The organism is Variovorax sp. GW822-FHT04E09 (genome assembly GCF_058800845.1).
Genome location: NZ_JBXAMR010000002.1, coordinates 568,829 through 593,698, shown reverse-complemented (window position 1 = coordinate 593,698; position 24,870 = coordinate 568,829). Strand labels below are relative to the sequence as shown.

Sequence of the window (24,870 nt, the reverse complement as noted above, 5' to 3'; positions counted from 1 at the left end):
GTCTCCGGAGGGGCAAAACTAGAATTGTAGGGATGCACCCCCGATTGAGCGCGCTGGCCGCGCTGCGCCTGACAGACCCCGACGACAAGGTGGCCGCCACGCGCGCCACGGCTGCACAGGCAGCTACCATTTCCATAGCACTCGAGCCCCTGCGCACGCTCGGCGACGACGACGGTGTGCCCGGCCGCCCGGAGCGCCCGCTGCGCGTGGCCGCCACCGCCGTGCAGAAGCGCTCGCCCTTCACGCCCGAAGGCCGCGCAGCGCTGATCCATTCGATCTGCCACATCGAGTTCAACGCGATCAACCTCGCGCTGGACGCCGTGTGGCGCTACGACGGCATGCCCGAGGCCTATTACCGCGACTGGCTGCGCGTGGCCGACGAGGAGGCGCAGCACTTCACGCTGCTGCACACGCACCTGCAGGCCATGGGCTGGCGCTACGGCGACTTTCCGGGCCACGACGGCTTGTGGAACATGTGCGAGAAGACCAAGGACGACGTGCTCGCACGCATGGCGCTGGTGCCGCGCACGCTCGAGGCGCGCGGGCTCGATGCCACGCCGCTGATCCAGTCAAAGCTGAAACGCGTGAACACGCCCGACGCGCTGCGCGCGGTCGAGATCCTCGACATCATCCTGCGCGACGAAGTGGGCCACGTGGCCATCGGCAACCACTGGTACCGCTGGCTGTGCGAGCGCGCCGGGCTCGACGCCGAAGCCAACTACCCGGCCTTGGTCGCGCGCTACGACGCGCCGCGCCACAAGCCACCTTTCAACCTCGAAGCACGCGGCCGGGCGGGCTTCAGCCCCGCAGAGCTGCGCGCGCTGACCGACTCCCGCCCCGAATGACCGATGTGATTTCCGACCAGACCTGGTCACGCGCCGAGCTGCAGGCCTGCCTGCAGGGCCGCGACACGCCGCCGCATTTCGAACGCTGCCATTTCGACGAGGCCGACCTGTCGCGCCTCGATCTGCGCGGCGCGCAGTTCACGCTGTGCAGCTTCGCCGAAACCTCGTTCGAGCGCGCGCAGCTGGCCGACACGCGCTGGGTAGGCTGCCGTGCGCGCCAGGCCGACTTCGGCCTGGCCGACCTCACGAACGCACGCTTCCAGGACTGCGACCTGAACAACACCCAATGGGCGCGCGCCAAGCTGGCCTCGGCGCTCTTCACAGGCGTGAAGCTCACAGGCGCGCACTTCGGCGAGGTGTCGGCGCTGGGCGTCGTGTTCAAGGATTCGCTGCTGGTCGACGCGCACCTGCGCGGCCTGTCGTTCCGCAAGCAGACGCTCGCGCAGCTCGACCTGTCGGAGGCCGACCTGTCGGGCTGCGATTTCCGCGAAACCATCTTCGAAGGCGGCAGCCTGCGCAACGCGCACCTGAAGCTCGCGCGCTTCGAAGGTGCTGACCTGCGCGACGTGGACCTGGGCGGCCTGCGGCTGGCCAACGCCGCGCCGTTCAAGGGCGCGACCATCTCCCACCGGCAGGCCGCCGCGCTGGTCGAGGAACTGGGCCTGCGCGTCGTCTGAGATTCAGGACGTCGCGGTGCGGCTGTGCACCACCAGCTTCGGCGTGAAGTACTGAAGCACCTCGCCGCGCTGGTTGCGCGTCTGGCAGCGCATAGAGACCATCGCGCGGCCGGGCTTGGAGCGCGAGGGCGTGATGTCGACCACTTCGCTCACCACATGCAGCACGTCGCCGGGCCGCGTGGGCTTGGGCCACTGCAGCTCGCCACCCGAACCGATGATGCCGTCCGCCAACGGAATGCCGCTGTCGACCAGCAGCTTCATCGTGAGCGCCGCCGTGTGCCAGCCGCTCGCGGCCAGCCCGCCGAAGAAGGTGTTCTTGGCGGCCTCTTCGTCGGTGTGGAAGGGCTGCGGGTCGAACTGCTGCGCGAAGGCCTTGATCTGCGCCGCGTCGAGCAGGTGTTCGCCGCTCTGGAAACGGTCGCCGACCTTCAGGTCTTCGAGATACAGCTTGTCCATGGAAGTCTCCTTGTTGCGTTGCCCGTCATTCTCGGGCGATCAGACGCGCTCGAGGATGGTGGCGATGCCCTGCCCGCCGCCGATGCATTGCGTGGCGAGCGCATAGCGGCCGTTCTCGCGCGCCAGCAGCGCCGCCGCCTTGCCCGTGATGCGCGCACCGGTCGCGCCCAGCGGGTGGCCGATGGCCAGGCCGCCGCCGTCGAGGTTGACGGTGGCCGGGTCGAGCCCGAGGTCGCGGATGCAGGCCAGCGCCTGCGACGAGAAGGCTTCGTTGATCTCGACCACGTCGAGGTCGGCCACGCTCAGGCCCGCACGTGCGAGCGCCTTGCGCGTGGCGGGAATCGGTCCGATGCCCATGACGGCCGGGTCGACGCCCACGGTCGCGAACGAACGGATGCGCGCCAGCGGCTTCAGGCCGTGCTTGGCGGCGAAGGCGTCGCTGGTGACCAGCACGGCCGCCGCGCCATCGGTCAGCGGCGACGAAGTGCCCGCCGTCACCACGCCGTCGGGGCGGAACGCGGGCTTGAGGTTGGCCAGCGCCTCGGCCGAGGTCGCGGGGCGGATGCAGCCGTCGGCATCGACCACCTCGCCGGAGGCCAGGCGCACCGGCACGATCTCGCCGGCCAGCCGGCCCTGCGCGCGCGCTTCGGCCGCCTTGCGGTGCGACTCGACGGCCAGCGTCTCCTGGTCGGCGCGGCTCACGTTCCAGCGTTGCGCAACGTTCTCGGCCGTCTCGCCCATCGAGATGTAGGCATCGGTGCTGGCCAGCAGCTCGGGGCTGGGCGAGAAGTTGAAGCCGCCCTGCGGCACCATCGTCATCGACTCCACGCCCACGCACAGGAAAGCCTCGCCCATGCCCGCCTCGATTTGCGCGGCCGCGATGTGCACGGCCTGCATCGACGAGCCGCAGAAGCGGTTCACCGTCATGCCGCCCACCTCGTGCGGCAGCCCGGCCAGCAGCCCGACGATGCGCGCGAGGTTGTTGCCCTGCGACGCCTCGGGGTAGGCGCAGCCCAGGATGATGTCTTCGAGCAGCGCGGGGTCGAGGTCGGTGCGCTGCAGCAGGCCCTGCACCACGCCGGCGGCGAGCGTGTCGGGGCGCACTTCGGCCAGCGCGCCCTTCTTGGCGAAGTGGAACGGGGAACGGGCGTAGGCGGAAATCACGGCTTTCATGGGAATACTCCTTGGAGAAAAACTACCTTCCAATCGGTAGGCTTCGGGGTTCAAAAAAAGGCACGTCCAGCGTGCCCGTGGTGAAACGGATCGGTCAGTCCAGCGGCAGCGCGCGCCGCAGTTGCGCGATGGCGTCGTCGAAGTCTTCGACGCGGCCCGTCATGCGGGACGCGAGCAGCGCGCCCTGGCACGACGAGAACACGAAGGCCGCGAGCGAGGCCACGGGGTTGTCTTTCTGCGCCTGCGCCGGCACCAGCGCGCCGAGCACGCCGGTGAGCCACATCACCTGCGTGTTGCGCAGCGCCTGCACGGCCTGGCGCAGGTCTTCGTTGATGCAGTCCCAGCCCGGTGCCAGCGCGCCCGCCGGGCACAGGCCCGAGCCGGCCTTCAGCGTGTTGCGGTACATGCGGAAATAGGATTCGAGCGCGTCCTTGGGCTCGCGCGCGCGCGCCGCCACCCAGTCCTTGAAGCCCTGCGTGGCGCCCTGGATCACCGCGATGCCCAGCGCTTCCTTGGTGGGAAAGTGGTGGTAGAGGCTCGCCTTGCGCACGCCCACCGCGTTGGCCACGTCCTGGAAGCTGAAGCCCAGGTACGAACGGGTTTCGATGAGCCCACGCGCCACCGCGAGGATCTGATCGCGGGTGCCGCCGGGGGCCAGGGTGGAGGCGTCGTGCATCTACCTACTATAAGGTAGGGAAACCCGCCCCTGCAAGCGCCGGGGTCAATCGGCCTTGATGCCCGCAGCCTTCACGATGCGGCCGTTGCTCTCGAACTCGCTGGCGATTTCCTTGGCGAAGGCAGCCGGCGTGCCCGGGGCAGGCACGTTGTCGGTGGCCGTGAGCTTGGCGCGCAGCTCGGGGCTGGCGAGCGCCTTGTTGATTTCGGCGTTGTACTTCGCCACCAGCGCCGCGGGCGTGCCCGCGGGGGCGAACACACCGAACAGCGAATGGATGTTGGCCGCGCTGTAGCCCAGCTCGGCCAGCGTGGGCACCTGCGGCAGGCTCTCGAGCCGCGCGGGTGCGCCCGCCGCCAGCGGGCGCAGCTTCCCCGACTGGATGTGCGCCGACAGCGTCGGGCTGGCATTGGTCGACAGGATCTCGAACTGCCCGCTCAGCGCATCGTTGAGCTGCTGGCCGCCGCCCTTGTACGGCACGTGCGTGATGTCCACGCCGGCCGTCGCGCGCACCTGCTCGAGCACGATGTGCCCGAGCGAGGCCGGCCCCGACGTGGCCCAGCGCACCGCGCCGGGCTGCGCCTTGGCTTCGGCAATCAGCGCACGAAAGTCCTTCGCCTTGCTGGCGGGCGTGGCCACCAGCAGCACGGGCGAATACATCACGCTGGCCACCGGCACGATGTCCTTCAGCGGGTCGAACGGCAGCTTGCCCAGGTGCGGGCTCAGCACCAGCGGGCTGATGGCCGAAAAGCCCAGCGTCGCGCCGTCGGGCGCGGCCTTGGCCACGGCGTCCATGCCGATGGCGCCGCTCGCGCCCGCGCGGTTGTCGACGATCACCGTGGTGCCCAGCTGCACGGCGAGCCGGTCGCCGAGCGCGCGGGCGACCACGTCGCTCACGCCGCCCGCCGGGTAGGCCACGATGAGCCGCACGGTGCGCGGCACGGCCTGCGCATGCGCGCCGCTGGCCGCGCACAGCGCCGCGGCGGCGAGCAGCCGGGTCGTGGTGCGGCGCGAAGGCTTGGAGGCGGCGAGGAAGTTCATGGTGTCGATGAAAGGCATGCGTCGAGGAGAAGAAGAAAGATCGGTCAGTCCAGCTGCAGCTTGCGCTCGCGGATCAGCTTGGACCACTTCTCATTGTCCGCCTTGACGAAAGCCGCAAAGGCCGCCGGGCCGAGCGGATGCACCTCGGCGCCGGCCGTCGCGAACTTGGCCTTGATCTCGGGCGTCGCCAGTGCCTTCGCGAGTTCACCCGACAGGCGATCGACCACCTCCTTGGGCATGTTGGCCGGACCGACCAGGCCCTGGAAGCCGACCGCCTCCATACCCGCGAAGCCCATCTCCTTCACGGTCGGCACGTCGGGCAGTTGCGGGTCGCGCACCGGGCCGGTCACGGCCAGTGCCTTGAGCTTGCCGCCCTTCACCTGCGGCAGCAGCACGCTGCCCGCGTCGATGAGGATCTGCGTCTGCCCGCCGAGCAGGTCCTGCACGGCCGGCGCGCTGCCCTTGTACGGCACGTGCGTCATGTCCAGGCCCGTGACCTGGTTCATGAGCTCGCCGTTCAGGTGCGTCGAGGTGCCGTTGCCGCCCGAGGCGAAGTTGACCTTGCCGGGCTGGCCCTTGGCCCACGCCACGAACTCCTTGAGGTTCTTCGCCGGATGGTCGGGCCGCGTCACCGCGATGTAGCTGCCCTGGCTGATCTGGCCGATGTAGGTGAACTGCTTGATGGGGTCGTACGGCGGCTTGCTCTGCAGGTACGGCGCGATGGCGAAGGGGCCGGTGTTGGCCAGCAGCAGCGTGTAGCCGTCGGCCGGCTGGCGCGTGAGCTCGGTGGCCGCGATCATGCCGCTGGCACCCGGCTTGTAGTCGACCACCAGCTGCTGCTTGAGCGCCTCTTGCAGCGGCACCTGCACCGTGCGCGCCGCGAAGTCGATGCCACCGCCGGGCGGGTAGCCGACGATCAGGCGGATGGGCTTGGCGGTGGGAAAGCCCTGGGCGATGGCGAGGCCGGCGGTCGTGGCCAGTGCGAGGCCGGTGCAGAGTCTGCGAAGGTTCATGGATGTCTCTGAATCTCTCTTGAAGGGGAGCGTCCATTTTGAAACATCCCGGGCCCGTGCAGCCCCCGCGCAGCTCAGGCTTCTTGCACCTCCACGTCGTTGCCGATGAAGTTGCGCCCGCGCGCCCCGCCCTGCGCATGGCGCAGCATCTCGCGCGCCTCGTCCTCGCCCACGCCGTAGTCGGCGAAGCGCGTCTTCACGCCCAGCGATTCGATGAAGGCCGCGAGCTGTGCCGGTGCGTCGGCCAGCGGCATGCGCAGCGCCTGCGCCAGCACCGCGTCGCGGTCGGGCCGGCGGCCGATCGCGCGCGCCAGCACCATCGGCAGCGGGAACGAACAGGCGATGCCGTGCGGCAGGCCATAGCGCAGCGTCATCTCGTACGAGATGGAATGCGCGAGCGCGGTCTTGGTGTTGGAAAACGCCATGCCCGCCTTCAGTGCCGCGAGTGCCATGCGCCCGCGCAGGTCGACGTCGTCGAGCCGCACCATGAGCTGCGGCAGCACCTCCAGCGTGTCCTGCACGGCCGCCACGGCGAAGGTGTCGGACAGCGGATTGGCGTTGACGTTCCAGATCGCTTCGAGCGCGTGCGACAGCGCATCGAGCCCGCTCTGCAGCGTGACGGCCGCCGGCAGCGACAGCATCAGCTCGGGGTCGATGACCGCATAGGTCGGCCAGGTCTGCGGCAAATGCAGCGAGTATTTCTTCTGCCGCTCGCGGTCCCAGATGGTGGCCCAGGGCGTGACCTCGCTGCCGGTGCCGGCCGTGGTGGGCACGGCGATGAGCGTCTTGTGGCGCGTGGCGACGAAGGGCCGTTCGCCCGCGAGCCCCGCCACCAGGTCCGCGAAGCGCCCGTGGTCGTCGGCCACCATCAGCGCCTTGGCCGTGTCGATGGCGCTGCCGCCGCCGACCGCGACGATCACCTCCACGTCGGCATGCGTGCGCCAGAACCATTCGTAGGTCTCGGCCAGTTCCGCCACGTCAGGGTTGGGCCGCGTCTGGTCGAGCGTGCAGGCCAGCGCGTCGCCGAGCACCGACGCCAGCCGGTCCAGCAGGCCCAGTGCGCGCGCTTCGGGAAAGGTCACCAGCGCGGCGCGCCGGCCTTCGAGCAGCTTCGGCAGGGACAGCAGGGCCCCTGCCCCGTACACGCTGTGCACGGGGTTGTGGTAATTGGCGCTCATGGGGAAGTGGGTTCAGGAGGCGGCGAACGCCGCAGGGAGAGAGCGGGCCATCAGCGCGCGCCCTGCTGGATCCAGCCGCGCAGCCGGGTCGAGAGGTAGTCGGCCGTCATGACCATCACGACGATCACCAGGATGCAGGTCGCCGTGTCCTGGTACTGGAACAGCTTCATGCTGCCCACCAGCTCGAAGCCGATGCCGCCCGCGCCCACCATGCCCAGCACGGTGGCCTGGCGCAGGTTGGTCTCGAAGCGATAGACGATCACGCCGATCCACGCGGTGACCACCTGCGGAATCACGCCGAAGATGATGGTCTGGATCGGCCCCGCGCCGGTGGCGCGCAGCGCCTCGATCGGGCCCTGGTCGATCTCCTCGATCGACTCGGCGAAGAACTTGCCGAGCATGCCCGCGCCATGCAGCGCCAGCGCCAGCACGCCGGGGAACGGACCGAGACCGACGGCCGCCACGAAGATCAGCGCCAGGATGATCTCGTTGATGCCGCGCGTGATGTTCAGCACCTGCCGCATCGCGTGGAACACGGCGACGTTCGGCGAGATGTTGCGCGCCGCGAAGAAGCACAGCGGCACCGCAAGAATCACCGCCAGCAGCGTGCCCCACAGCGCGATCTGCACGGTCTCGATGGCCGGCTTCACGAGCTTGCCCATGAACTCCCAGTTGGGCGGCAGCATGCGCCCCAGGAAGTCGGCGATCCAGGGCATGCCCTTGCCGAGTTCGCTGAAGCTCACCTGGCTGCCGATGGCGGCCCACCAGAGCACGCCGATGCCGGCGAGCACGGCCACGGCGTACTTCCACCAGCCGGGGTTGCCGGCGCTCTTGGCGATCAGCAGGTTGTAGCGTCCGAGGGCGATCATGATTGCTCCATGGCGAGTTGCGGGGCGGTGCGCACCGGCGCCGCATGAAGTGCGGCGGCGGGCACGCTCGGCGTTGCGGTGTCGGGCTCTGCGCCCGCAGCGGCGGCGTCGGTGCCCTCTTCCACGCCGCCCGGATAGATGAGGTGCAGCACCTCGTCGGTCAGCTCGTCGGGCCGGCCTTCGAACACGATGCGTCCGGCCGCCACGCCGATCACGCGCTGCGCGAACTCGCGCGCGTAGTCGACCTGGTGCAGGTTGCAGATCACCGTGATGCCGTCCTGCCGGCTGGCCTGCTTCAGGTAGTTGAGCACCTTGCGCGAGGTCTTCGGATCGAGGCTGGCCACGGGCTCGTCGGCCAGGATCACCTTGGGCTTTTGTGCCAGCGCGCGCGCAATGCCCACGCGCTGCTTCTGTCCGCCCGAGAGCGTGTCGGTGCGCAGGTCGGCCTTGGGGTCGAGCTCGACGCGGCGCAGGCATTCGCGGGCGATGGCGATGTCCTTCGCGGGGAACACCTGGAACCACGACAGGAGCGCGGGCATGGAACCCAGCCGCCCCGTCAGCACGTTCTTGAGCACCGACAGGCGCGGCACCACGTTGTAGTGCTGGAAGATCATCGCCACGTCGCGGCGCACCTTGCGCAGGCCGGCGCGGTCGCCGCGCGAGCGCTCGCCGTCCACGTGGATCTCGCCTTCGCTCGGCTCGGCCAGGTGGTTGATGCAACGCAGCAGCGTCGACTTGCCCGCACCCGACGCGCCGAGGATGACGACGAACTCGCCCTTGGCCACCGTGAGGTCCACACGATGGAGCGCGGTGAAGTCGCCGTAGCGCTTGCACAGCCCGCGGATCTCGATCATTTCATCTTCCTCAGGTCGAGGTTCAGCACCTTGGCCGTGTCGCGGATGATGTTGTAGGCCGCGTCGTTGGTCGGGTGGAAACCGTTGAGCAGGCCCTGGTCGGACCAGGGGATGTCCTTCACCTGCAGGAAGGCGGCCTGCACGCGCGTCTTCAGGTCGGCGGGCAGGTCCTTGCGCCACACGGTGGGCGACTCGGGAATGGGTTCCGACTTCCAGACTTCGACCAGGTCTTCACGCTTGACCAGTCCCTTGGACACGGCGGCGTCGAGGATGCGGTCGGCGATGGCCGCGGCATCGACCTTCTTGTTCTGCACCGCGATCGCGCTCGAGTCGTGCGAGCCCGAAAAAATCACGCGGCCGAAATCCTTGTCGGGGTTGAAGCCCGCCTTCAGCAGGCCGGCCTTCGGGAACAGATGGCCCGAGGTGGAGCTCGGGTCGACGAAGGCGAAGGTCTTGCCCTTGAGGTCGGCCACCGTCTTGATGCCGGTGTCCTTGTGGGTCACGATCTGGCTGTGGTACGAGGTGCGCCCGGCCTTCTTGGTCTCGGCCACCGCGAAGGCCTCGATGTCGGCCACCGTGGTGCCCAGCACATACGAGAAGGGGCCGAGGTAGGCCACGTCGAGCCGCTTGGAACGCAGCGCTTCGATCACGCCGTTGTAGTCGGCCGCCACGAAGGGCTTGACCGCGAAACCGAGGGCCTTGGACAGCATGTCCATCATGGCCTGGCTGTTGGCAATCATGGCGCGCGAGTCCTCGGAAGGAATCAGCCCGACAGTGAGAACCTGCTGTGCCCGTGCCATCGGCACGAAGGCGGACGCTGTCACGGCGGCAGTGCCGAGCAGCAGCTTTCTACGCTTCATCATGGTTGTCTCCAGTGGTCTGCGTTGCATGGAATCCTCAGGTCGTTTCGAAGGGCAAAAGTACCCGTCTCGAGTCTTCCAGTCGTGCGTGTCATGGTCATGACAACGCGAGGATTCGGGACGTCCGGCGTGTTTCTGTCGAGGCCTGGTCCGTCTTGATCGCGAGTACATCACTGGTACTCATATCGATCAAATTCAAATTTTTTCGATGATCTATATACTGAAGCTATAGATCAGAAAGGCTCTTGCGATGCGCCTGACCCAGTTGCGTTCCTTCTATGCCGTGGCCCGCGAAGGCAGCTTCACGCGGGCTGCCGAGCACCTGCATGTGAGCCAGCCCACCATCACCACGCAGGTGCGCTTTCTCGAGGAGGCCTACCAGGTCGAGCTCTTCCACCGGCGCGGCCGGCGCGTGCAGCTCACCGAGATCGGCGAGCAGCTCATGCAGCTCGCGCAGCAGATCTTCAGCCTCGAAGGCGATGCGGTGGCGCTGCTCGGCGACGCCGGCAAGCTGCGCACCGGCCACCTGCGCGTGGCGGCCGTGGGCCCGTACCACGTGACCAAGATGCTGGTCGACTTCAGCCTGCGCTACCCCGACGTGAAGGTCACGGTGAGCACCGGCAATTCACAGGACGTGCTCGACCGCCTGCTCGACTACAGCGCCGACGTCGGCGTGCTCGCGCAGCTGGTGCGCGACGACCGCTTTCTGTCGGTGCCCTTCAGCCAGCACCCGGTCGTGATGTTCGTGCCCTCCACGCACCGCTTCGCGAAGCGGCGCAACATCCGGCTCGCCGAGCTGCAGGGCGAACGGCTCATCCTGCGCGAGCAAGGCTCGACCACACGCAAGGCGCTCGAACTGGCGCTCACGAAAGCCAAGGTCGAGGTCGACGTGGTGATGGAAATCAGCAGCCGCGAAGTGATCCGCGAAGCCGTGGCGCAAGGCCTGGGCATCGCGGCCGTGTCGGGCGTGGAGTTCGTGCCGGGGCCCAACCTGCACATGGTGGGCTTCAGCGACACCGAAATTTTCACCTACGCCCACGTGCTGTGCCTGGCCGAGCGACGCGAGATGCGCATGGTGAGCGCTTTCTACGACACGCTGGTGCCGGCCATCGAGGCGCGCAAGCGCAAGAGCTGAGAACGAACGCCGCGTCAGCCGCGCGGATGGTGCGCCGCGTGCAGCTGCTTCAGGCGCTCGCGCGCCACGTGCGTGTAGATGGTGGTGGTCGAGATGTCGGCGTGGCCCAGCAGCAGCTGCACCGCGCGCAGGTCCACACCATGGTTCAGCAGGTGCGTGGCAAAGGCATGGCGCAGCGTGTGCGGCGACAGCGGCACATGGATGCCCGCTGCAGCCGCCTGCTTCTTCACGATGACCCAGAACATCACGCGCGTCATGCCCGCGCCGCGCGCGGTCACGAACAGGTCGGGCGTCTGCTGGCCGTCGAGGATCACGGGGCGCGACTCGTCGAGGTAGCGTTCGATCCAGCGCCGCGCCTCGCCGCCGAAGGGCACGAGGCGTTCCTTGTTGCCCTTGCCGAGCACGCGCAGCACGCCGTCGTTGAGGCTCATGTCGATCGCCTTCAACGCCACCAGCTCGCTCACGCGCAGGCCGCTCGCGTACATCAGCTCCAGCATGGCGCGGTCGCGCAGGCCGAGCGGGCTCTCGACATCGGGCGCGGCCAGCAGGTCGTCGACCTGTTTCTCGGACAGCGTCTTGATCGCGCGCGGCATCTGGCGCGCGGGCATGAGGCGGATGCTCGGGTCGGCCGTGATGCGGCGCTCGCGCAGCGCCCAGCGGTAGTAGCGCTTGAACACCGTGAGCCGCCGGTTCGCCGAGGTCGCCTTGCCCTTGGTGGACAGGCGCACGCCCATGTAGGCCTGCAGGTCGGTCTCGCGCGCGGCGTCCAGCCCCATGCCGCCCCGCTGTTCGCGCAGCCACTGCGCGAACAGCGCGAGGTCGCGGCGGTAGGCGGCCAGCGTGTTCTTCGACAGCCCGTCCTCGAGCCAGAGGGCGTCGATGAAGGTGTCGATGTCGGCGGTGGGGGGAGCGGCGGCGGCCTCGGTCATGCGGTGCAAGATAACAAAAGAAAAAGCCGCCCGGAACGCGGGCGGCTTTTATTGGGAGCGAAGCCGGTCAGTCGAGCTTGAGGTTCTGCTTCTTCACGACCTGCTTGTACACGTCGAACTCGGCCTTGATCTGCGCGGCGAACTGGTCGGGCGTGTTGGCCACGATCAGCGAGCCGGTGTCTTCGATGCGCTTCTTCACGGCCGGATCTTCCACCGCCTTCTTCACGCCGGCGTTGATCTTGTCGACCACTTCCTTCGGCAGGCCCTTCGGACCGAGGATGCCGTAGTAGGCCATGCGGTTGACAGGCTCCAGGCCGACTTCCTTGAAGGTCGGCACGTTCGGCAGGCCGGCCACGCGCGTCGGGGCCGACACCACGATCGGCACCAGGCGGCCGCTCTGGATGAAGGGCATCGCCGAGGGCAGGTTGTCGAAGATGATCGGCACCTGGCCGGCCACCACGTCGTTCAGCGCCGGGCCCGCGCCGCGGTACGGGATGTGCGTGACGAAGGTGGTGGTCAGGCTCTTGTACAGCTCCATCAGCAGGTGGCCGATGCCGCCCGTGCCCGACGAGGCGTACGAATACTTGCCCGGATTCTTCTTCAGCTCGGCCACGAACTCGGCGTAGTTCTTGGCCGGGAAGCTCGGGTTCACGGCGATCACGTTCGGCGTGGCCGCGATGTTGATGATCGGCGTGAAGTCGGTGATCGGGTCGTACGGCGTCTTCGGGTTGATGGCCGGGTTGGCCGCCGTGCTCGACACCGTGGCCACGCCCAGCTTGTAGCCGTCGGCCGGTGCGCGCGCCGTTTCGGCCGCACCCACGATGCCGCCGCCACCGGCGCGGTTGATCACCACCACCGGCTGGCCCAGCACCTTGCCCAGCGGGTCGGCGATCACGCGCGCCACGATGTCCGTCGTGCCGCCGGGTGCGAACGGCACGCTCAGTTCGACCGGCTTGGTGGGATAGCCCTGCGCGAAACTCTGGCCTGCCACTGTGACCAGCGCGGCAGCGCCCACGAACGCGCTCCATTGACGACGTTGCATCGATAACTCCTTGACTTGACGGGACCGGCCGGGGCGGCCGGAAAAAAGCGAAGCCCGGATGCTAGCGGGTCGGGGCTTTCCGTCATGCTGTGGAATACCCACGGTTGTGCCGGTTTATGCTCGAAGCGGTGAACTACGCGCAGCTGCTCTTCCCCGATTTCTCCCTCATCGCCATCGGCTGGCTCCTGTGCCGCTACACCGCGCTCGACCGCCGCGTGTGGGACCAAGTCGAGAGCCTGGTGTATTACTTTCTATTTCCCGTCCTGCTGTTCCATTCGATCGTGCGCAGCCCGCTCGACTTCGGTGCGACCTCGAGCCTGCTGACCGCGGGTGTCGGCGTCGGGCTGGCCGGCATCGCGATGGCCTACGCCCTGCCCTTCGTGCCAGGCCTGCGCTCGCACATCGACCGCCACGACCACGCCGCCAGCGCGCAGATCGCGTTCCGCTTCAACTCCTTCATCTGCCTGGCGCTGGCCGAGCGGCTGGCCGGGCCCGAGGGCCTGTTGCTGATCGCGGTGCTGATCGGCGTGTGCGTGCCGATGTTCAACATCGCCGCCGTGTGGCCGATGACGCGGCACGCGCAGACCGGCTTCGTGCGGCAGCTGGTGCGCAATCCGCTGATCGTGGCGACGCTGGCGGGGCTGCTGGCCAATGTGCTGGGGCTCACGGTGCCTGGCTGGTTGACGCCGACGCTCACGCGGATCGGGGCTGCGTCGCTGGCGTTGGGGCTGCTGGCGGCGGGGGCGGGGATGCAGTTCGCGACGTTGGGGCGGGGGAAGGTGTTGGCGGTGTCGGTGCTGGCGATACGGCATTTCTTCTTGCCGCTCGTGGCTTGGGGGTTGTCGCTTGCACTGAAGCTGGACGCTACGCAGGCTTCGGTGTTGATGGCTTTTTCTGCTGTGCCGACCGCTTCGAGTGCTTATGTGTTGGCGGCTCGGATGGGATACAACGGGCCTTATGTGGCGGGGCTGGTGACGCTGTCTACGATCTTGGGGGTGGTTAGTTTGCCGTTTGCGTTGGCTCTGCCTCGTTGAGTTGGTCGTAGGACGTTCCGAGGCCGGGTCTCGCCCCGGCAGGCGACTCACTTTCTTTGCTTCGCCAAAGAAAGTAAGCAAAGAAAGGCGACCCTACTGTCTGCGTCCCTCCGCTTCGCTACGGGCAACCTGCGGTGCTCGCGTTTCGCGGGGTCTCGCCCAAACTCGCTTCGCTCAGACAAGGGCGAGCCCTGATCCGCGAAACGCTGCGCTCCTCGGCGCATACAGAAGGGATTGGGGAACCCCTCGGGCCATCGCTTCGCTCGGCCTGTGGGCCGCAGCAGGCGCTTTGCGCCTGCTGCGGCTGGGATGGGTCGCGACGTTGGTTGGAACATGAACGCAAGCTCGGGCACGGGCGCAGATATGCCTGCAAGCACCAGCACCACGAGCACAAACGCAGGCTTCGGCTGTTGGCAACTGCCGGGCCGAGCGAAGCGATGGCCCGCCCGGTATCAAAGCCCCTCTGGCTGCGCCGAGGAGCGCAGCGTTTCGCGGATCAGGGCTCGCAGCTGTTTGAGCGAAGCGAGTTCTGCGAGACCCCGCGAAACGCGAGCACCGCAGGTTGCCCGTAGCGAAGCGCAGGGTCGCAGACAGTGGGGTCGCCTTTTCTTTGCTTACTTTCTTTTGGCGAAGCAAAAGAAAGTGAGTCCGCCGCCGGGCGGAACTCCCGGCCCCGGAAGGCAAACCCACGCGCCAAGTTCAACGAGCCAGCAAGGCAGGCAAAGCCGAAGCCAACATAGCAACCCCAGACAACGTCAACAAGCTCAGCACGATCTTGCGAAACGCCGCTTCGCTGATCCCGATATACAGCCGAGCCCCCAACAACACCGGCACCGCGACAGCCGCCGCGACCAATGCAAGAAGAGGCACCACCGAACGCCCGATGCTCCCGCTCGCCACATGCACCGCAAAGGCCACAGCCAGCATCGAGAGATTGAAGTTCTGGATCACAGCACGTTGCGTGTCACGCTGGAAACCCCGCAGCGTGCACCACAACGTAGGCACGACACCCGAGAAGCCGCCGATGCCCGCCATCACACCGCCGATGGCACCCGCAACGCCGTCCGCCGCGCGACCGCCAAAAGTGATCTTCGGCAAGTGCTGCGACATCAGCATCGCCGGGCACCACAGCACCAACAGCGTGCCCAGGCACACCTTGAACAGCACGATGTCCAGGTGCGGCAGCAGCCAGACACCGAACGGCACGCCGACAAGGCCGCCGAGCACGAAGGGCCAGAGGATGCGCTTGTCGAAAGTCCGCCGCACCGTGAGCGCCGCGATCACCTGCCCCGTCAGCGCCCCGAACAGCGCGAGCAGCGCCGCCAGTTGCGGCTCCAACGTCCAGGCCCACACAGACATCGCGACCATGCCGAAAGCAAAGCCCGACAGGCCCTGCACGAACCCCGCCAGCACAGCGCCGACGATCACATAGACATACAAGGCTTGCATGCGGCCGATGATAGGGGCCGCATGCAGCTCTCACGCCCGGAGGAGATCTATGCCGACGCAGGCACCAGCGCCGTGCGCCGCACGCGCCGCACATTGAAGGCGCTGGCGATCAGCACGCCCTGCACCAGCGCCAGCCCGACAATCACGCTCGTGTACTGGCCGTGGTCCATCAGCCGGCCGAACACCAGCGGCGCCACGGCCTGCCCGATGTCCAGGCCCGCGTACACCACGCCGTAGACGCGCCCGGTCGCGTTGGGCGGCGTCGACTTCTTCACCAGCAGGTCGCGCGACGGCCCGGCGATGCCCGAGACGAAACCCATCGCGCCGAACAGCACCGGCACCATCACCGGCGGAAACTGTGCAAAGGCCAGCACCAATGCCAGCGCCGCCGCCACGCCGAAGCCCGCGCCCACGATGCGCTCGCAGCGCGAGGGGTCGGAGGCCAGGAAGCCGCCCACCACCATGCCGGCCGCGCTCGCCACCATGTAGACCGTGAGGCACACCGCCACCAGCGCCACCGGCACCGCGTGCAGGTGGCCCGCGGCCACGGGCGCGAAGGTCTGCACCACGCTGATCACGGCGGCGTAGAAAAAGAAGAAGCCGAAGCACATCCACACGGCCGGGATGCGCAGGAAGTCGAACTCGCCGCCCACCGGCGCGGGCCCGCCGTGCCCCGTGGCCTTGTGCACGGCCGCAGCATCGAGCGCCAGCACGCTGCGGTAGATCCACAGGATCAGCAGCACCACGATCGCCACCACGCCGGCCGAGGCCAGCGCCACGCGCCACGAGAAGGCGATGGCGATCGGCACCACGAAGGCCGGCGCCAGCGCCCAGCCCAGGCTGCCGGTGATGCCGTGCACGCTGTAGGCATGGCCCAGCCGCGTGGGCGCGACCTTGCGGTTGAACAGCGTGTAGTCGACCGGGTGGAACACGCCGTTGCCGATGCCGCCGACCACCGCGCACGCCAGCAGCATCCAGTAGCTCTGCGCCATGGCATAGCCGAAGGCCGCGAGCCCCAGCGCGCCCAGCCCGACGAACAGCACCGGGCGCGGGCCCAGCTTGTCGACGATGAAACCCGAGGCCGCCTGCACGATGCACGAGACCACGAAGAACACCGTGAGCACCGCGCCCAGCTCGGTGTAGCTCACGTTGAACGCGTCCTTCAGCCAGGGAAACAGCGGCGCCAGGATCAGCTGGCTGAAGTGGCTCACCGCATGCGCCAGGCCGACCAGCCCGATCAGTTGAGCGTCGGTGCGCAAAGTGGTGGCGGGAACGGCTGTCGAGGAAGTGGATGACATGGATTGCTACAAAAAACCGGTGCGGGCACCGATGCTATGCGGCACCGACGCGGCAGAATGGCGATACAGCGACAACATTTGTCGAAACCATGCCAAGCGCCGTTCCCCCCCACGCTCCGCCCGCCCCCGAGCCCGCCAAGGCACGCGGAACGCCCACCGCGCCGACCAACAGCGTGGGCCCGCTCACGCCGCACCTGTACGCCCCCGACGCGGTGCGCCCGCTGCGCGCCAAGGAACATTTCCTGAGCGCCGACACGCTGGTCGAGCTGCACGAGCACCCGTGGCCGCAGCTCACGTTCTCGACGCGCGGCGTGATCCGCCTGAGCACGCAAGATGGCAGCTACATCGTGCCGCCCTCGCGCGCGCTGTGGGTGCCGGCCAACATGCCGCACAGCATCACGCTGATCGAAGACGCCGAGCTGCGCACCGTCTACCTGCACGCCTGGATCGCGCCCACCTGGGAGAAGTGCGAGGTGCTCGAGATCAGCCCGCTGCTGCGCGCCCTGATGCTCGCGCTCGACACCACGCCCGACGGCCTGCCCCCGGCCGACCCGCACGCGCCGCAGCGCGAACGCATGATCGCGCCGCTGCTGGTCGACGAGGTCGAGCGCGCCACGCAGATCCGCATCGACGTGCCGCTGCCCTCCGACAAGCGCCTGCGCCAGCTGTGCGAGACGCTGCTGCGCAACCCGGCCGACCGCGCCACGCTGGCCGAACGCGCCGCCGCCATCGGCGCCAGCGAGCGCACGGTGGCGCGGCTGTTCCGCGACCAGCTCGGCATGAGCTGGCAGCAATGGCGCCAGCAGGCCGTGATGGCGCACGCGCTGCCGCTGCTGGCGCGCGGCATGGCCGTGAGCCAAGTGGCGTCGGCCAGCGGCTACGCCACCGACAGCGCCTTCTGCGCCATGTTCAAGGCAGCCACGGGGCGCTCGCCGACGTCGTTCCAGCACCGCAAGCGACCGGCCACCCTTTGATGCCGCAGGGCATGGACGGGGCACGCCATGGTGCTCTGGCAAGATCGGCGACCGACACCGACACCATGCACTCACCGATCCCCCTGCACATCGCGGCCGAGGCCAGGCCTGCAACGTGGACCGCCGACATCTGGCTGCGCATCCGCCGCCATTTCCTGCTGAAGGCGGTCGGCACCACGGCCTTCACCTGGCTGTTCTTCATCGGCTACTTCCACCTGCTGCGCAACCCGGCCTTTCCGGTCACGGTGATGCCGCTGACGCCGCTGGACCACCTGATCCCGTTCCAGCCCTACACGCTCGGCGCCTACCTGTCGCTGTGGGTGTACGTGGGCTTTGCGCCGGGGCTGCAGCTCACGTTTCGCGAACTGGTGGTCTACGGGCTGTGGATCGGCGCGCTGTGCCTGAGCGGCCTGGGCCTCTTCTACTTCTGGCCGACGCAGATCCCGCCGCTGGACATCGACGTCTCGGGCTACCCCGGCTTCGCGATGCTGCAGGGCGTGGACGCGGCGGGCAACGCCTGCCCCTCGATGCACGTGGCGGTCGCCATCTTCACCGCCATGCGCCTGGCCGACGTGCTGCGCGCGGCGCGCACGCCGTGGCTGTTGCAGGCGATCAACTGGGCCTGGTTTGCAGCCATTGCCTATTCCACGCTGGCGGTCAAGCAGCATGTGGTGCTCGACGCGGTGGCCGGCGCGCTGCTTGGTCTGGCCTTTGCGCTGCCCTCGTTGCGCTGGCGCCCCGGCCCCCGTTGATCCGAGGCCGCCCCGAGGATTTCCCTAAGGTCGAAGCGGATATCATCAAACACCATTGATCACATTCAACACAGGCCGAACGAGGAAGGGATCGACCCCGTGGCCCGCCACCCGCAAGGGACAGGCAGCCCATCGATCAACGGCGGCACAAGACGACAGGCATCGCAGATGAGTTCGCTGAAGGAATTGCAGGACCTGATCCACGAGAAGTACGGCATCGAACCGTCCAAGCTCGACCCGCACGCCTCGATGCGTGAAACCGGCGGACTCGATTCGCTGGCCCTGGCCGAATTCCTGTTCGCCATCGAAGACCATTTCGGCATCACCATGCCCGACGAAGACGCGAGCATCGACACCCTGGCCGAGCTCGCGCAACTGGTCGACAAGGTCCGGGCCGCCAAGACAGCGTGAGCACGCACGAAGTCGCCGTCACCGGGCTGGGCGTCATGGCGCCGCATGGCGACGCGCCCGACGCGCTGTTCGACGCGCTGCTGCAGGGCCGCTCGGCCATCGCCCCGGTCTTTCCCGAACTCCCCAAACCCGCCGCCGCCGCCACGGTCGCCTTCGACGAGACGCGCTGGTTCACCAAGCTGCAGCTCGCGGGCGTCGACCGCGTGAGCCAGCTGGCCGTGGCCGCCGCCGACCTCGCCTTGCGCGATGCGGGGCTGACCCTGAGCGATGCCGGCATCGATGCCGAGCGCGTCGGCGTCTACGCCGGCTGCGGCATGGGCGGCGCCGCCGCGCTCGAAGCCGCCTACCGCGGCAACGGGCGCGTCTCGCCGCTCACCATTCCCGCCTTCATGCCCAACGCGCCGGCCGCCCACGTGGCGATGCGCAACGGCGTGCTAGGCCCGGTGCTCACGTACTCGGTCGCCTGCGCCTCGTCGTCGGTGGCCATCGCCGAGGCCGCCAAGGCGGTGCAGCGCGGCGAGGTCGACATCGCCATCGCGGGCGGCAGCGAAGCGCTCATCGTCCCGGGCGTGGTGCTGGCCTGGCAGGCCATGCAGACCCTGGCCGGCTTCCAGCCCGGCGAAGCGGCCGGCGCGGTGCGCCCCTTTGCCACCGACCGCAGCGGCTTCGCACTGGGCGAAGGCTCGGCCTTCCTCATTCTCGAATCGGCCGAACGCGCCCGCGCGCGCGGCGCCCGCCGCTACGCCACGCTGGCCGGCTGGGGCCTGAGCAGCGACGCCACCCACCTCACCAAGCCCGACGCACCGGGCCAGGCCCGCGCCCTGCGCGCCGCACTGCGCCAGGCCGGCCTGCAGCCGCGCGACGTGGGCTACTGCAACGCCCACGGCACGGCCACGCGCATCGGCGACGTGGTCGAGCGCAACGCGCTGGCCGAGGTCTGGGGCGCCGACTTCGACGCCCTGCGCGTCAGCTCGACCAAGGCGCTGCACGGCCACATGCTGGGCGCGGCCGGGGCCATCGAGGCGCTCATCACCGTGCTGGCGCTGCACCGGCGCGAGCTGCCGCCCAACGCGAACTGCGCCGAGGTCGACCCCGACTGCCGGATGAACCTCGTCGCCCCCGGCGACAGCGCCGCCCCCGGGCTCGAGGCCGCCATCAGCAACTCCTTCGCCTTCGGCGGCACGAACTCCGTGCTGCTGTTCCGCCGAGGCTGAACTGCGTGCTCTTGCGGGCCGTGCGCACCCCGTGGCGCTGTGCCCCGCGCGATAGAGACATTCCGGGCTCTCCGGTATGCTGGTGGGCGCTTCTCCCCCCATGTCCGTCCAAGGAGGCCACCATGCACGTTCGCTCCACATTCGTCGCCCTTGCCCTGCTCGCCGCAGGCGCTTCGGTGCAGGCCAACAACCTGCTCGACCAGCTGAAAGAACAGGCCGGCGCGGCGGTCAACTCGCAAGGCAGCAGCAACAGCAGCGGTGGCGGCTCGGCGCTCAGCAACCTCAGCCTCGGCGGCTTCAAGATGCCCGCCATCGGCTCCAGCACCATCGGCAGCGCGGCCGGCGTGCTCGAGTACTGCGTCAAGAACAACTACCTCGGCGGCGATGCCGCCTCCGTCAAGGACAAGCTGCTCGCCAAGATCACCGGCCAGAAGAAACAGGAAAACGACTTCGCGAGCGGCGCCAAGGGCCTGCTCAAGGGCGGCGACGGCAAGTCGCTCAACCTCAAGGGGCTGTCGTCGAAGGTCAAGGAAAAGGCCTGCGACTACGTCCTGAAAAACGCGACCTCACTGATCTAGGCTCTTTCTCTCTCTCCCGCTCTCCGCGCGCGGCGTGCCCGCCGTGCGCGCGCCCCGCTTCATGAATCCGGCTTCTCCCTCCTCTCCCCCCGCACCGTCTCTTCGCCAGCGCCTCGCACGCTGGGTTCCCTGCCTCGGCTGGCCCCGCCCTTCCGCCGCGCTGCTGCGCAACGAGGCCATGGCCGGCATCACCGTCGCACTGATGGTGCTGCCGCAAGGCGTGGCCTATGCGGCGCTGGCCGGCATGCCGTTGGTCACGGGCGTGTACGCGGCGCTGTTCCCGGCGCTCATCGCCGTGATGTTCAGCTCGTCGCAGCGGCTGTCGGTCGGGCCGACCGCGCTCACCAGCCTGCTGGTGGGCGCGTCGCTCGCGCCGCTGGCGGTGGCGGGCAGCGACGAATGGGTGGCGATGGCGGTGTGGCTCACGCTGATGTCGGGCGCGATCCAGATCGTGCTCGGCGCGGGGCGCTTCGGCTGGCTGCTGCGGCTGGTCAATTCGCCGGTGCTGATCGGCTTCACGCAGGGCGCGGCGGTGCTGATCGCGATCTCGCAGCTGCCCGCGCTGCTGGGCTTCACGGGCCGCACCATTCCGCAGGTGCTGCAGGGCGGGCCGCTGCCCGACCTCACGGCCATCGCCTTCGGCCTGGGCAGCATCGCCGTGCTGTGGCTGGGCAAGCGCTGGGTGCCGCGCTTCCCGACCACGATGGCGCTGGTGGCCGGCGCGGCCGCCATCAGCTGGAGCATCAACTACGCGCTGCGCGGCGGCGCCGTGGTGGGCGCCCTGCCCTCGGGCCTGCCTTCGTTCTACTGGCCCGGCCTGCTGCCGGCGCACACCTTCAGCGCGCTGGTGCTGCCCGCGCTGATGATCACGCTGGTGAGCTTTCTGGAGACCGCGTCGAGCGCCAAGGTCGACAACGGCCGCGCCGGTACGCTGTGGAACGAAAACCAGGACCTGATCGGCCAGGGCCTGGCCAAGCTGGCCTCGGGCTTCACGGGGTCGTTCCCCACCAGCTCGTCGTTCTCGCGCTCGGCCATCACGCTCTACGCGGGCGCGCAGACCGGCTGGGCGACGCTGTTCAGCGTGGCGGTGGTGGCCGGCGCGCTGCTGTGGCTCATGCCGCTGCTGTACCACGTGCCGCAGGCGGTGCTGGCGGCGGTGGTGGTCACGGCCATCCTCGGGCTGGTGAAGCCGTCGAGCTTCACGGCGCTGTGGCGCATCTCGAAGCTGGAGGCCGGCATCGCCTTCGGCACCTTCGTGCTCACCATCGCCACCGCACCGAGCATCTACTGGGGCGTGCTGGGCGGCCTGCTCGCCAGCCTGGCGCACTACATGTACCGCCACCTGCACCCGCGCATCATCGAGGTGGGCTTGCATCCCGACGGCAGCCTGCGCGACCGCCACCTGTGGAAGCTGCCGCCGCTCGCGCCGCAGCTGTATGCGGTGCGCATGGACGCCGAGCTCGACTTCGCCTCCGCCTCCACGCTGGAGCGCGCGCTCACGGTCGCGCTGGCCGAGCGCCCCGACCTGACCGACGTGTGCCTGTTCGCACAGCCGATCAACCGCATCGACATCACCGGTGCCGAGGTGTTCGGCTCGATCCGCCGGATGATGGAATCCAAGGGCGTGCGCCTGCACCTGAGCGGCATGAAGCTGCCGGCCATGCAGGTGCTCGAGCGCGCCGGCCTGCTCGCACCGGGGCCAATGCTCTTCAGCTACCGCACCGACGCCGAGGCGCTGGCCGCGCTGATGCCGCGCATCGACATGCCCGAAGAAGCCGAAGCCGCGGCCTGACCGCGCGCGCCTCTTCCCCCACACGGGCGCCATGAAAACCACCATCGAAGAACTGGTCGCCTTCCGCGCCGTGGTGGACACCGGCTCGATCACCGCCGCGGCCGACCAGCTGGGCCAGACGGTGTCGGGCATCAGCCGCGCGCTGAGCCGGCTCGAACAGAAGCTCGGCACCACGCTGATGCGCCGCACCACGCGGCGGCTCGAACTCACCGAGGAAGGCGCCGCCTTCCTGCAGCGCACGCGCGCCATCCTCGACGCGATCGACGACGCCGAGGAACACATGGCCGCGCGCCGCCAGCAGCCCGCCGGCCGCCTGCGTGTGAACGCGGCCTCGCCTTTCATGCTGCACGCCATCGTGCCGCTGGTGCCGGAGTTCCGCCGGCTCTATCCGCAGATCAGCCTGGAACTCGACACCGACGACCTGCCCATCGACCTGCTGGAGCGGCGCACCGACGTGGCGATCCGCATCGGCCCGCTGCGCGATTCCACGCTGCATGCGCGCCCGCTCGGCACGCACCGGCTGCGCGTGCTCGCGAGCCCCGCCTACCTCGACGCCCACGGCAAGCCGCGCAAGGTCGACGAGCTGGCCGGGCATGCGCTGCTGGGCTTCACCCAGCCCGAGTCGCTCAACCGCTGGCCGCTGCGCGGCGTGCACGGCGACGAATGGACCATCGCCCCCACCGTGGTCGCGTCCAGCGGCGAGACGCTGCGCCAACTGGCGCTGGCCGGCGTGGGCATCGTCTGCCTGTCGGACTTCATGACCGCCGCCGACCGCGCCAGCGGCGCGCTGGTGCAGGTGCTGCCCAAGGACACGGTCGACGTGCGCCAGCCCGTCAACGCCGTGTACTACCGCAACACGCAGCTGTCGGCGCGCATCACTTCGTTCCTCGATTTCCTGTCGCAGCGGATGGGCTGACCGGCTGAGTTCAGCCCGGCGGCATCCGTTCGAACTTCGGCAGCGCCGGGTCGAGGAAGTCCCAGGCGTGCCCGCGCACCGCGTACGTGACCGCCTGCGGCCGGTAGCGCCCCGGGTCGTCCAGGCTGGCGGCATGCACGGTGAAGACGCCGGGCATCGCCGCGAAGGTCATGTACACGGGCGAGCCGCAGGTCGGGCAGAACGCGCGCGTCTTCGTGTTGCCGCTGTCGCCCTTGAGGCTCCACAGCGTGGCCGCGCCGGTCTGCTTCACCTCGGCGCCCGCGAAGCTGAGGTACGAGCCGTGGCCCGTGCCGCTCTTGTGCTGGCAGTCGAGGCACTGGCAGTCGTTCTGGAACACGGGTTCCCCTGAAATCTCGTAGCGGATGGCGCCGCACGCGCAACCGCCGGTGTAGGCCGGGTTCATGGTTCTTGTCCTTTCGAAGTGGTGAAGGGCAATCTAGTCGCGCGAGGGCTGGAGCGGGGAGTAACAAGATCGTCGTGAATCCGGGGCGGGCCAGAATCCGGCAGTCACGCAGCCCCATCCGAAGGAAATGCCATGCACGTCGATCTGGTGTCCGAAGCCCAACACGATTCGCTCATCGAGCTGCTGGCCGAGCTGCACGCCTTCTACAACGAAGGCGCGCGCGTGCCGCACAAGCTGGTGCGCGAGCACCTGCTGGGCAATCTCCTCGCCCCCGGGTCGCCGCACCAGCTGGTAGTGGCATCGACAGACGCGCACACCGTGGTCGGGCTGGCCGCGATCACCTGGGTTTTTTCGCTGGTCGACTTCGCACCGGAGCAACGCAGGCACTGCCAGCTCAAGGAGCTCTACGTGAAGTCGGGCCACCGCAGCGCCGGGGCGGGCCGCGCCCTCATGGCGTGGGTGGCCGCGCGCGCCATCGCCAACGGATGCCACCGCATCGACTGGCCCGTGAAGGCGACGAATGCGCGGGGCATCGCGTTCTATGAAGGGCTCGGCGCCTTCCAGGTTGCGGAGCGACTGAGCTATCGGTTGCTGCAGCCGGCCCTGGGCGAACTGGCGGCCTTCACGGCCCCTGCGTGACAGCCACCCGCTCGACCGCCGCCGACGCGATCTCGTAGCCGCTCACGCCCATGTCGGCCGATGCGTAGCGCGCCGCCTTCAGCGTGCCGCTCACGCGCACCGTGTCCATGGCGTGCAGTCCCTTCACGGGCGCGGGCGCGATCACGTGGACGATCTGGTTGGCGGGCGGCGGTGGGGTGTGGATGCAGGCGCCGAAGTACGGCACCAGCAAGAACTCGCGGATGCCGTCTTGCGTGGCATCGAGCGGCACGACGAAGCCCGAGAGCGTGGCGGGCTTGCCGTCGAGCGCGACGTTGACCGGCGCGTTGTCCCAGACGGCGCGCATCTCGTCGAGCATCTGGATCGCGCGCGGGTCGTTGTCGCGCAGCGCCTCGAGGCTGATGTTGCGGTAGCGCTGGGTCGGGTCCCACTCCTTGGGCACCAGCGCGTCCCAGGCCATCTCCTGCGCGGCCGGCGCGCTGGCCGCGCCCTGCCCCTGGGCCGCGTCCGGGCTGCAGGCGGACAGCAGGCTGCCCGCGACCGCCATCAGCAGCACCATTCCCGTGCGACGAACAAAAACACTCATGGCCCCGATTGTGCTTGCCGAAGGTGACACAGCGCTCGGGGCGGGCTGGAAGACCTGCCCTGAAACGAATGGGCACACA

27 protein-coding genes are annotated in these 24,870 nt (G+C 68.8%); 12 read left to right on the top strand and 15 right to left on the bottom strand.

What is annotated here, in order from left to right; translation table 11 throughout:
- The first annotated feature begins 32 nt into the window (after positions 1-32).
- Entirely contained in the window at positions 33-845 is an 813-nt protein-coding gene (locus AC1RL8_RS10180) for a ferritin-like domain-containing protein (RefSeq protein WP_095744738.1), read from the top strand.
- A complete protein-coding gene (locus tag AC1RL8_RS10175; RefSeq protein WP_139705628.1) occupies positions 842-1,522 on the top strand; it encodes a pentapeptide repeat-containing protein in 681 nt (226 codons plus the stop codon). The genes AC1RL8_RS10180 and AC1RL8_RS10175 overlap by 4 nt, the downstream gene beginning before the upstream one ends.
- A 3-nt stretch (positions 1,523-1,525) precedes the next feature.
- Here the strand turns inward: AC1RL8_RS10175 and AC1RL8_RS10170 are convergent, their stop codons facing one another.
- From AC1RL8_RS10170 to phnD, 9 genes are all read right to left on the bottom strand, one after another.
- The gene (locus AC1RL8_RS10170; RefSeq protein WP_062474638.1) at positions 1,526-1,978 is read right to left on the bottom strand and encodes a MaoC family dehydratase; all 453 of its coding nucleotides are present in this window, start codon (positions 1,976-1,978) and stop codon (positions 1,526-1,528) included.
- Positions 1,979-2,017: 39 nt separating this feature from the next.
- Positions 2,018-3,151, bottom strand: a complete 1,134-nt coding sequence (locus tag AC1RL8_RS10165; protein ID WP_492685203.1) for a thiolase family protein — start codon at positions 3,149-3,151, stop codon at positions 2,018-2,020.
- A 94-nt stretch (positions 3,152-3,245) separates the two neighbouring features.
- Complete coding sequence (locus tag AC1RL8_RS10160) at positions 3,246-3,827, bottom strand: TetR/AcrR family transcriptional regulator (protein WP_095947288.1); 582 nt, start codon at positions 3,825-3,827, stop codon at positions 3,246-3,248.
- A 45-nt stretch (positions 3,828-3,872) separates the two neighbouring features.
- A complete protein-coding gene (locus AC1RL8_RS10155) occupies positions 3,873-4,865 on the bottom strand; it encodes a Bug family tripartite tricarboxylate transporter substrate binding protein (protein WP_487849342.1) in 993 nt (330 codons plus the stop codon).
- A gap of 44 nt (positions 4,866-4,909) precedes the next feature.
- On the bottom strand, positions 4,910-5,878 hold the full coding sequence (locus AC1RL8_RS10150; RefSeq protein ID WP_492685202.1) for a Bug family tripartite tricarboxylate transporter substrate binding protein: 969 nt from the start codon (positions 5,876-5,878) through the stop codon (positions 4,910-4,912).
- Between the two features lie 74 nt (positions 5,879-5,952).
- On the bottom strand, positions 5,953-7,056 hold the full coding sequence (psrA, locus tag AC1RL8_RS10145) for an iron-containing alcohol dehydrogenase PsrA (RefSeq protein WP_492685201.1): 1,104 nt from the start codon (positions 7,054-7,056) through the stop codon (positions 5,953-5,955).
- Positions 7,057-7,106: 50 nt separating this feature from the next.
- Complete coding sequence (gene phnE / locus AC1RL8_RS10140) at positions 7,107-7,925, bottom strand: phosphonate ABC transporter, permease protein PhnE (RefSeq protein WP_139705634.1); 819 nt, start codon at positions 7,923-7,925, stop codon at positions 7,107-7,109.
- Positions 7,922-8,779 (bottom strand): phosphonate ABC transporter ATP-binding protein, encoded by an 858-nt coding sequence (phnC, locus tag AC1RL8_RS10135; RefSeq protein WP_159272477.1) that lies wholly within the window; start codon positions 8,777-8,779, stop codon positions 7,922-7,924. The genes phnE and phnC overlap by 4 nt, the downstream gene beginning before the upstream one ends.
- Entirely contained in the window at positions 8,776-9,639 is an 864-nt protein-coding gene (gene phnD, locus AC1RL8_RS10130) for a phosphonate ABC transporter substrate-binding protein (protein WP_139705648.1), read from the bottom strand. Before phnD ends, phnC begins: the two co-directional genes overlap by 4 nt.
- Positions 9,640-9,889: 250 nt before the next feature.
- Here phnD and AC1RL8_RS10125 point away from each other — a divergent pair, with 250 nt between their 5' ends.
- The gene (locus tag AC1RL8_RS10125) at positions 9,890-10,774 is read left to right on the top strand and encodes a LysR substrate-binding domain-containing protein (protein ID WP_487849210.1); all 885 of its coding nucleotides are present in this window, start codon (positions 9,890-9,892) and stop codon (positions 10,772-10,774) included.
- 14 nt (positions 10,775-10,788) lie between these two features.
- Here the strand turns inward: AC1RL8_RS10125 and xerD are convergent, their stop codons facing one another.
- Both xerD and AC1RL8_RS10115 read right to left on the bottom strand, forming a co-directional pair.
- Positions 10,789-11,703 (bottom strand): site-specific tyrosine recombinase XerD, encoded by a 915-nt coding sequence (gene xerD, locus AC1RL8_RS10120; protein WP_070059540.1) that lies wholly within the window; start codon positions 11,701-11,703, stop codon positions 10,789-10,791.
- A gap of 67 nt (positions 11,704-11,770) precedes the next feature.
- Complete coding sequence (locus tag AC1RL8_RS10115) at positions 11,771-12,745, bottom strand: tripartite tricarboxylate transporter substrate binding protein BugE (protein WP_070059541.1); 975 nt, start codon at positions 12,743-12,745, stop codon at positions 11,771-11,773.
- A 116-nt stretch (positions 12,746-12,861) separates the two neighbouring features.
- Here AC1RL8_RS10115 and AC1RL8_RS10110 point away from each other — a divergent pair, with 116 nt between their 5' ends.
- The gene (locus tag AC1RL8_RS10110; RefSeq protein ID WP_070059542.1) at positions 12,862-13,779 is read left to right on the top strand and encodes an AEC family transporter; all 918 of its coding nucleotides are present in this window, start codon (positions 12,862-12,864) and stop codon (positions 13,777-13,779) included.
- A gap of 699 nt (positions 13,780-14,478) precedes the next feature.
- Here the strand turns inward: AC1RL8_RS10110 and AC1RL8_RS10105 are convergent.
- Positions 14,479-15,228, bottom strand: coding sequence for a sulfite exporter TauE/SafE family protein (locus AC1RL8_RS10105; protein WP_492685200.1), 750 nt, complete (start codon positions 15,226-15,228; stop codon positions 14,479-14,481).
- Positions 15,229-15,275: 47 nt separating this feature from the next.
- Positions 15,276-16,526, bottom strand: coding sequence for an MFS transporter (locus tag AC1RL8_RS10100; RefSeq protein WP_492685199.1), 1,251 nt, complete (start codon positions 16,524-16,526; stop codon positions 15,276-15,278).
- An 89-nt stretch (positions 16,527-16,615) separates the two neighbouring features.
- On the opposite strand from AC1RL8_RS10100, the gene AC1RL8_RS10095 reads away from it, so the two are divergent.
- The 7 genes from AC1RL8_RS10095 (at position 16,616) to AC1RL8_RS10065 (ending at position 23,163) form a co-directional block, all read left to right on the top strand.
- Positions 16,616-17,500: an AraC family transcriptional regulator gene (locus AC1RL8_RS10095; RefSeq protein ID WP_253252587.1), complete on the top strand. Its 885-nt coding sequence runs from the start codon at positions 16,616-16,618 to the stop codon at positions 17,498-17,500.
- A gap of 65 nt (positions 17,501-17,565) precedes the next feature.
- Entirely contained in the window at positions 17,566-18,252 is a 687-nt protein-coding gene (locus AC1RL8_RS10090) for a phosphatase PAP2 family protein (RefSeq protein WP_492685198.1), read from the top strand.
- A gap of 168 nt (positions 18,253-18,420) precedes the next feature.
- The gene (locus AC1RL8_RS10085) at positions 18,421-18,663 is read left to right on the top strand and encodes an acyl carrier protein (RefSeq protein ID WP_070059577.1); all 243 of its coding nucleotides are present in this window, start codon (positions 18,421-18,423) and stop codon (positions 18,661-18,663) included.
- Positions 18,660-19,877 carry a beta-ketoacyl-[acyl-carrier-protein] synthase family protein gene (locus AC1RL8_RS10080; protein ID WP_492685197.1) on the top strand — a complete coding sequence of 406 codons (1,218 nt, stop codon included), beginning with the start codon at positions 18,660-18,662 and terminating at the stop codon, positions 19,875-19,877. The genes AC1RL8_RS10085 and AC1RL8_RS10080 overlap by 4 nt, the downstream gene beginning before the upstream one ends.
- A gap of 122 nt (positions 19,878-19,999) precedes the next feature.
- On the top strand, positions 20,000-20,455 hold the full coding sequence (locus AC1RL8_RS10075; protein ID WP_070059578.1) for a DUF2501 domain-containing protein: 456 nt from the start codon (positions 20,000-20,002) through the stop codon (positions 20,453-20,455).
- Positions 20,456-20,516: 61 nt separating this feature from the next.
- On the top strand, positions 20,517-22,247 hold the full coding sequence (locus AC1RL8_RS10070) for a SulP family inorganic anion transporter (protein ID WP_492685196.1): 1,731 nt from the start codon (positions 20,517-20,519) through the stop codon (positions 22,245-22,247).
- A gap of 31 nt (positions 22,248-22,278) precedes the next feature.
- Positions 22,279-23,163 carry a LysR family transcriptional regulator gene (locus AC1RL8_RS10065; RefSeq protein WP_095744724.1) on the top strand — a complete coding sequence of 295 codons (885 nt, stop codon included), beginning with the start codon at positions 22,279-22,281 and terminating at the stop codon, positions 23,161-23,163.
- A gap of 10 nt (positions 23,164-23,173) precedes the next feature.
- Here AC1RL8_RS10065 and AC1RL8_RS10060 read toward each other — a convergent pair whose 3' ends face one another.
- Positions 23,174-23,587 carry a GFA family protein gene (locus AC1RL8_RS10060; RefSeq protein ID WP_492685195.1) on the bottom strand — a complete coding sequence of 138 codons (414 nt, stop codon included), beginning with the start codon at positions 23,585-23,587 and terminating at the stop codon, positions 23,174-23,176.
- 132 nt (positions 23,588-23,719) lie between these two features.
- Here AC1RL8_RS10060 and AC1RL8_RS10055 point away from each other — a divergent pair, with 132 nt between their 5' ends.
- On the top strand, positions 23,720-24,226 hold the full coding sequence (locus tag AC1RL8_RS10055) for a GNAT family N-acetyltransferase (protein WP_492685194.1): 507 nt from the start codon (positions 23,720-23,722) through the stop codon (positions 24,224-24,226).
- On the opposite strand, the gene AC1RL8_RS10050 is transcribed toward AC1RL8_RS10055, so the two are convergent.
- Positions 24,210-24,791: a DUF3299 domain-containing protein gene (locus AC1RL8_RS10050; protein WP_159272505.1), complete on the bottom strand. Its 582-nt coding sequence runs from the start codon at positions 24,789-24,791 to the stop codon at positions 24,210-24,212. The genes AC1RL8_RS10055 and AC1RL8_RS10050 overlap by 17 nt on opposite strands.
- Between the last annotated feature and the right edge of the window lie 79 nt (positions 24,792-24,870).

Excerpts from the sequence above, each read along its gene's own strand:
- AC1RL8_RS10175 (WP_139705628.1), top strand. The coding sequence starts at position 842 with ATGACCGATGTGATTTCCGACCAGACCTGGTCACGCGCCGAGCTGCAG.
- AC1RL8_RS10115 (WP_070059541.1), bottom strand. The coding sequence starts at position 12,745 with ATGCAACGTCGTCAATGGAGCGCGTTCGTGGGCGCTGCCGCGCTGGTC.
- AC1RL8_RS10055 (WP_492685194.1), top strand. The coding sequence starts at position 23,720 with ATGCACGTCGATCTGGTGTCCGAAGCCCAACACGATTCGCTCATCGAG.
- AC1RL8_RS10100 (WP_492685199.1), bottom strand. The coding sequence starts at position 16,526 with ATGTCATCCACTTCCTCGACAGCCGTTCCCGCCACCACTTTGCGCACC.
- phnD (WP_139705648.1), bottom strand. The coding sequence starts at position 9,639 with ATGAAGCGTAGAAAGCTGCTGCTCGGCACTGCCGCCGTGACAGCGTCC.
- AC1RL8_RS10060 (WP_492685195.1), bottom strand. The coding sequence starts at position 23,587 with ATGAACCCGGCCTACACCGGCGGTTGCGCGTGCGGCGCCATCCGCTAC.
- AC1RL8_RS10095 (WP_253252587.1), top strand. The coding sequence starts at position 16,616 with ATGCCAAGCGCCGTTCCCCCCCACGCTCCGCCCGCCCCCGAGCCCGCC.
- AC1RL8_RS10125 (WP_487849210.1), top strand. The coding sequence starts at position 9,890 with ATGCGCCTGACCCAGTTGCGTTCCTTCTATGCCGTGGCCCGCGAAGGC.
- AC1RL8_RS10150 (WP_492685202.1), bottom strand. The coding sequence starts at position 5,878 with ATGAACCTTCGCAGACTCTGCACCGGCCTCGCACTGGCCACGACCGCC.
- AC1RL8_RS10105 (WP_492685200.1), bottom strand. The coding sequence starts at position 15,228 with ATGCAAGCCTTGTATGTCTATGTGATCGTCGGCGCTGTGCTGGCGGGG.
- AC1RL8_RS10110 (WP_070059542.1), top strand. The coding sequence starts at position 12,862 with ATGCTCGAAGCGGTGAACTACGCGCAGCTGCTCTTCCCCGATTTCTCC.
- AC1RL8_RS10165 (WP_492685203.1), bottom strand. The coding sequence starts at position 3,151 with ATGAAAGCCGTGATTTCCGCCTACGCCCGTTCCCCGTTCCACTTCGCC.
- AC1RL8_RS10065 (WP_095744724.1), top strand. The coding sequence starts at position 22,279 with ATGAAAACCACCATCGAAGAACTGGTCGCCTTCCGCGCCGTGGTGGAC.
- phnC (WP_159272477.1), bottom strand. The coding sequence starts at position 8,779 with ATGATCGAGATCCGCGGGCTGTGCAAGCGCTACGGCGACTTCACCGCG.
- AC1RL8_RS10070 (WP_492685196.1), top strand. The coding sequence starts at position 20,517 with ATGAATCCGGCTTCTCCCTCCTCTCCCCCCGCACCGTCTCTTCGCCAG.
- phnE (WP_139705634.1), bottom strand. The coding sequence starts at position 7,925 with ATGATCGCCCTCGGACGCTACAACCTGCTGATCGCCAAGAGCGCCGGC.
- AC1RL8_RS10170 (WP_062474638.1), bottom strand. The coding sequence starts at position 1,978 with ATGGACAAGCTGTATCTCGAAGACCTGAAGGTCGGCGACCGTTTCCAG.
- xerD (WP_070059540.1), bottom strand. The coding sequence starts at position 11,703 with ATGACCGAGGCCGCCGCCGCTCCCCCCACCGCCGACATCGACACCTTC.
- AC1RL8_RS10155 (WP_487849342.1), bottom strand. The coding sequence starts at position 4,865 with ATGAACTTCCTCGCCGCCTCCAAGCCTTCGCGCCGCACCACGACCCGG.
- AC1RL8_RS10090 (WP_492685198.1), top strand. The coding sequence starts at position 17,566 with ATGCACTCACCGATCCCCCTGCACATCGCGGCCGAGGCCAGGCCTGCA.
- AC1RL8_RS10075 (WP_070059578.1), top strand. The coding sequence starts at position 20,000 with ATGCACGTTCGCTCCACATTCGTCGCCCTTGCCCTGCTCGCCGCAGGC.
- psrA (WP_492685201.1), bottom strand. The coding sequence starts at position 7,056 with ATGAGCGCCAATTACCACAACCCCGTGCACAGCGTGTACGGGGCAGGG.
- AC1RL8_RS10050 (WP_159272505.1), bottom strand. The coding sequence starts at position 24,791 with ATGAGTGTTTTTGTTCGTCGCACGGGAATGGTGCTGCTGATGGCGGTC.
- AC1RL8_RS10160 (WP_095947288.1), bottom strand. The coding sequence starts at position 3,827 with ATGCACGACGCCTCCACCCTGGCCCCCGGCGGCACCCGCGATCAGATC.
- AC1RL8_RS10180 (WP_095744738.1), top strand. The coding sequence starts at position 33 with ATGCACCCCCGATTGAGCGCGCTGGCCGCGCTGCGCCTGACAGACCCC.
- AC1RL8_RS10085 (WP_070059577.1), top strand. The coding sequence starts at position 18,421 with ATGAGTTCGCTGAAGGAATTGCAGGACCTGATCCACGAGAAGTACGGC.